Source organism: Promicromonospora citrea (assembly GCF_013004695.1).
GTDB classification, from domain to species: Bacteria; Actinomycetota; Actinomycetes; order Actinomycetales; family Cellulomonadaceae; genus Promicromonospora; species Promicromonospora citrea.
This window is the reverse complement of the sequence record NZ_JABEMG010000212.1, coordinates 1-4880: the sequence shown is the minus strand read 5'-3', so window position 1 is coordinate 4880 and position 4880 is coordinate 1. Positions and strand designations below refer to the sequence as shown.

The window sequence follows — 4880 nt, the reverse complement described above, 5'->3', positions numbered from 1 at the left end:
CCACCGCACGTCGCCGGCGGCCGGACCGGGTTCCGTCCCGGGTGCGGCGGCGGGCGCCGACGTCGCGCGCTCCAGCAGGTCCGCGGCCAGGGCGTCGAGGAGGTCGGCGTCGTCGCGGAGCTGGGCGGCGCTGCGGGCCAGCGCCTCGGCGACGCCCGGGCCGAGCGTGTCCTCCAGGACGGGCAGCACACGCCCCCGCACCCGCGACCGCAGCGGTACGAACCCGGCAGCGGCCCCCTCCGTCCGGTGCTCCGCCCCGTCCGCCGTACCGTCGGTGCCGTCGGGCACGGCGGATGCGGCGCTCGCGACATCCGCCCGATCTCCCGCCGAGATCTCCACACCGGACCGCGGCAGCAGGTTGGTCGGGTCCGTCCAGAAGCCGAGGCCGAGCGCCGCGCAGACCGCCTCCGTCTGCGCGCGGCGCAGGCCGAGGAAGGGCCTGCGGTAGATGCCTCGTGCCCGGGGCATCCCCGCCAGCGACCGGGCGCCGGCCCCGCGGGCGAGCCCGAGCAGGACCTGTTCCGCCTGGTCGTCGAGGGTGTGCCCGAGCAGCACCACCCGGGCCCCCGACGCGTGCGCGACCCGCTCGATCGCCGCGTACCGCGCCGCCCGCGCCCCGCCCTCCGGCCCGGCGCCGGTGCCCTGCCACTCCGCCGGGCGGACCTCCACCGGGTCCAGGCCCAGGTCGCGGCACTGCTCGGCGGCGCGGCGGGCGACGTCGGCGGAGTCGGGCTGCAGCCCGTGGTCGACGACGACGGCGCCCGCCCGGACCGCGTACCCGCGCGACCGCACGGACCGCCCGACGCGGCGGGCCTCGGCCGCCGTCGCGGCCGCGAGCGCGAGGCTGTCCGCACCGCCGGAGCAGGCGACGAGCACCAGGTCGCCCGGGTCCAGGTCCGCGAGCACCGCACGGACGGCGGTCCGCGCCGCGGCGACAGCGGGGTCGACCCGCGCCACGTCAGTCCCTCGGCGCCGTGATCGGCGCCGTCGGCCCGCCGGTCATCCGTGGACCCGGCGCACCCAGGCGCGGGCGTCGGAGATCTCGCGGGCGGTGGGCAGGTTCTCGGGCGCCGCCCACACGGCGTTGAGCCCGTCGCGCCCGACCGACCGCTCGACGGCCCGCACGAACGCCGCGCCGTCGCGGTACTGGGCGAGCTTGGCCTCCATGCCGAGCAGCTTCTGCACCACGACGTCGAACCCCGGCCGCCCCTCGCCGTCGCGCCGGCGCTCGAACCGGGCCCGGATGCGGCGCACCGACGGCACCACGCGGGGCCCGACGGCGTCCATCATCACGTCGGCGTGGCCCTCGAGGAGAGCCATGACCGCGGTGATGTCGGCGAGCTCCGCCTTCTGCTCGTGCGTGAGCATGCCGTCGACGAGGGTGCCGCCCTCGCCGCGCAGGGCGTCCCGCACGGAGCGGCCGATCGCGACGAGCTTCTTGTCGAACCGCGCCCTGGCCAGCTCGGCGGAGGTGCGCGCCATGCCGCCGACGAGGTGCTGCGTGCGGCCGCTGAGGTGCCCGGCGAGCCACGGCGCGGCCGCGAACTGCAGGGCGTGCGTCTGCTCGTGGAGGCACACCCAGAGCCGGAAGTCGCGCTCCGGCACACGGAGGGCGCGCTCGGCCTGGAGCACGTTGGGCGCGACGAGCAGCAGCCTGCCGGGCGCCGAGTACGGGTCGAACTGCCCGAGCACGCGCCCGCTGAGCAGGGCGAGCACCGCACCGATCTCGGCGGCCCCCGCGAGCTGCGCGCCGGTCGACGTCGCGGCCTTCGACACCTCGGCGACGATCTCGCCGACGCCCTCGGTCATCACCGCCATCGACCGCGTGTTGGCCCGGGCCCACGTGGCGCGGTCCACGACGGAGACGGGGCTCAGCCCGTCGCCCGCGCCGCCGGCCGGCACCATGCGGGTGGTGGCGAGCACGTGCTCGACGGCGTCGCCCGCCGCAGTGCGCAGCCCGCTCACCAGGGCGTCCAGCTCGTCGCGCGGCGCCTGGGGCCCTGGCGGCGCGAGGCGGCCTGCGATCTGTGCTGCGGCCGTCCAGTCGACGACCTGCGGGGCGAGGGGGGCCTGGGTCACCTCACCACCGTAACGGGCACCGGCGGCGGCGCGTCAGCCGCCCTGCGGTGCGACCGCGCTGTAGGTGGCCAGCCGGCCGACGAAGTCGTCGTAGATCCAGGTGGCGCCGACGGAACGGTCGGCGGGGATCGCGTCGGCGAGGACCGAGAACACGAGCAGCCGGTCGTCGGCGGTGAGCACCGTGCCCGCGAGCGCCCGCACCTGCGGCAGGCTGCCGGTCTTGGCGCGGGCGAGCCCGCGGGCGGGGTTGTCGCCCGTGAACCGGCCGTGGCTGTCGGCGAGCGTGCCGTTCAGCCCCGCGACGGGCATGCCGACCGCCTCGCTGCGCAGCTCCGGTCTGGCCGGGTCGACCATGACCGTGAGGAGGTCGGTGAGCTGCTCCGCGCTGAGGTACGAGCCGTCGCCGAGACCGGAGCAGTCGCGCAGCCGCGCTCCGGTCATGTCGATGCCGAGGCGGCGCGCGGTGCTGATCACGGCCTGCGTCGCCCCGTCGTTCGAGCCCGGCAGGCCCTGCGCCACGGCGACCAGGCGCCCGAGCACCTCGGTGATCGTGTTGTCGGAGTACTGCATCGCGAAGCCGACCACCTCGCCGAGCGGCGCGGAGGACACCTCGCCGAGCACCCGGGCGCCGTCCGGCGCCGTCTGGTCCACCACGGCGCCCGCGGTCTCCAGGCCCTCCTCCTCGAGCGCGGCGGCGAAGGCCTCCGCCGCGTACTTGCCGGGGTCGGACGCGCGGGGCCCGTTGTCGCTGTACTCGTCCGACAGGAGGCCGACGTTGACGCCCAGCGAGGCGACCGGTGCGATGTAGCCGGCCGCGATGTCCGGGCTGGCCACGGTCGGTGCGATGTCGTCGCCCGTGAACAGCGTGTCGTCGAGCGCGACGCGCACCTGCGTCCTGCCGGTGATCTTCACCTTGGCGGCGACCTGCTGCGCGAGGTCGGCGAGGCCCGCCCGGCCGTTGACGGCGTCGGGGTCGCCGTGGCCCGCTGCGAGCATCATGTCGCCGCCGCCGACCAGGACGACGGTGTCGTCGTCCGCGAGGACGGCGCGCGTGTCCAGCGTGCGGTCGGCCGGGGAGGCGAGGAGCGCCGCGACGCCCGTGAACAGCTTCTGCGTGGACGCGGGGGTCATGAGGCGGTCGGGGTTGGAGGAGCCGAGCACCTGGCCGGTCGCGGCGTCGGCCACCGTGACGCCGACGCGCGAGCCGAGCCGCTTGTCCCGGGCCAGGTCGCTGACCAGGCGCTGCACCTCCACGCTGTCGGGCACGGGCGCGTCGTCGGGCAGGCCCTCCAGGAGCGCCGCGGGCGCGGGACCCTCGACGGCGCCCGGCGCCGTGGGGAACGGGGCAGCCTCGGGCCACGGCTCCGCCGTGGTGAGCATGCCGGGCACGACGTCGTACGCGTCGGCGACCAGGTACCCACCGAACAGGGCGACGACCGCGGCGACGGCAGCGCCGGAGCGCAACCCCCACTCCATGGGCATCCTCTCGATCGTCACGTAAGAGCCATCACCAACTCTAGTCGCGGCAAACCCGGCGACCTGCACCGCACCACGGATCCGCGGAGATTTCACCCGCTCCGGTGCGGGCCCCGCGCGTGACGCGCACGCTGCGCATTATGCCCAACCCGCACAGTGGTGCTGACCACAGCCCGGGGTCGTGGCACCGCTCGCATGGCACACTGGTCGGGCGCACGGCCGCCCTCGCGGTATCACCCGTGGGCGCCCGTACCGCAGGCGCCCGCACATCAGAGAACTGGAGCACATCGGCGTGGAGTTCGACGTCACGATCGAGATCCCCAAGGGTCAGCGGAACAAGTACGAGGTGGATCACGAGACCGGACGCATCCGCCTCGACCGCATGCTCTTCACCTCGACGCGCTACCCCGACGACTACGGCTTCATCGAGGGCACGCTCGGCGAGGACGGCGACCCGCTCGACGCGCTCGTGCTGCTCGAGGAGCCGACCTTCCCCGGCTGCCTCATCAGGTGCCGCGCCCTGGGCATGTTCCGCATGCGCGACGAGGCCGGCGGCGACGACAAGGTGCTCTGCGTGCCGACGGGCGACCAGCGCGCGGCGTGGCGCCAGGACATCGACGACGTCTCGGACTTCCACCGCCTGGAGATCCAGCACTTCTTCGAGGTCTACAAGGACCTCGAGCCCGGCAAGTCGGTCGAGGGCGCCCACTGGGTGGGCCGCGCCGACGCCGAGGCGGAGATCGTCCGCTCGATCCAGCGCGCCACGGACACGGGCTACTACGACAAGCACTGATCCGCCGAGCACTGATCCGCGGTCGCACCGACGCCCGGGCCACCACCGCGGGTGGCCCGGGCGTCGCGCGTCCTGCTCGGCGACCGGTGCTACGGCCTCCCCGCGAACGGCATGGCGTCCGCGAGCCGGAGCGGGTTCTCGGACACGGGCCGACCGGGCAGGGTGGCCTCGATCATCATGCCGCCACCCGTGTACATCGCGACGTGGTAGATCGACGACGGGTCGGCCGGGTCGGTGCCGTAGAAGATCAGGTCACCCGCGCGCAACGCGTCGTAGCCCACCTTGCCGACGGCCAAATACTGCGACCGCGAGGTGCGCGTGATGTCGACCCCCTGGCTCGCCCAGGACGTCATCGTCAGACCTGAGCAGTCGTAGTGCGTCGGGCCGGCGGCCCCCAGCCGGTAGGGCGCCCCGAGCCTGCCCCGCGCCCAGGCCACCGCGCCGACACCGCGCGCGGCCGACCCCGAGCTCACGCCCGACGTCGGCGGCGGGACCACGGGCGGCGGCTCGGGAGCGGCGGGCCGCCGGGGCC

General features: G+C 75.6%; 5 protein-coding genes. 1 reads left to right on the top strand and 4 read right to left on the bottom strand.

Annotated features, from left to right (window positions below):
- The 3 genes from tilS to dacB all read right to left on the bottom strand — a co-directional run.
- A partial coding sequence (gene tilS, locus HLB15_RS22410; RefSeq protein ID WP_171108815.1) for a tRNA lysidine(34) synthetase TilS occupies positions 1–957 on the bottom strand: 957 nt, incomplete at its 3' end.
- A gap of 42 nt (positions 958–999) precedes the next feature.
- Positions 1000–2079: an Rv3626c family coenzyme F420 biosynthesis-associated protein gene (locus tag HLB15_RS22405; RefSeq protein WP_171108813.1), complete on the bottom strand. Its 1080-nt coding sequence runs from the start codon at positions 2077–2079 to the stop codon at positions 1000–1002.
- 33 nt (positions 2080–2112) lie between these two features.
- Positions 2113–3555, bottom strand: a complete 1443-nt coding sequence (gene dacB / locus HLB15_RS22400; protein WP_171108811.1) for a D-alanyl-D-alanine carboxypeptidase/D-alanyl-D-alanine endopeptidase — start codon at positions 3553–3555, stop codon at positions 2113–2115.
- 292 nt (positions 3556–3847) lie between these two features.
- Here dacB and HLB15_RS22395 point away from each other — a divergent pair, with 292 nt between their 5' ends.
- On the top strand, positions 3848–4348 hold the full coding sequence (locus HLB15_RS22395; RefSeq protein ID WP_171108809.1) for an inorganic diphosphatase: 501 nt from the start codon (positions 3848–3850) through the stop codon (positions 4346–4348).
- Between the two features lie 89 nt (positions 4349–4437).
- On the opposite strand, the gene HLB15_RS22390 is transcribed toward HLB15_RS22395, so the two are convergent.
- The coding region (locus HLB15_RS22390) for a C40 family peptidase (RefSeq protein WP_212760244.1) at positions 4438–4880 on the bottom strand (443 nt) is incomplete at its 5' end.

Excerpts from the sequence above, each read along its gene's own strand:
- dacB (WP_171108811.1), bottom strand. The coding sequence starts at position 3,555 with ATGGAGTGGGGGTTGCGCTCCGGCGCTGCCGTCGCCGCGGTCGTCGCC.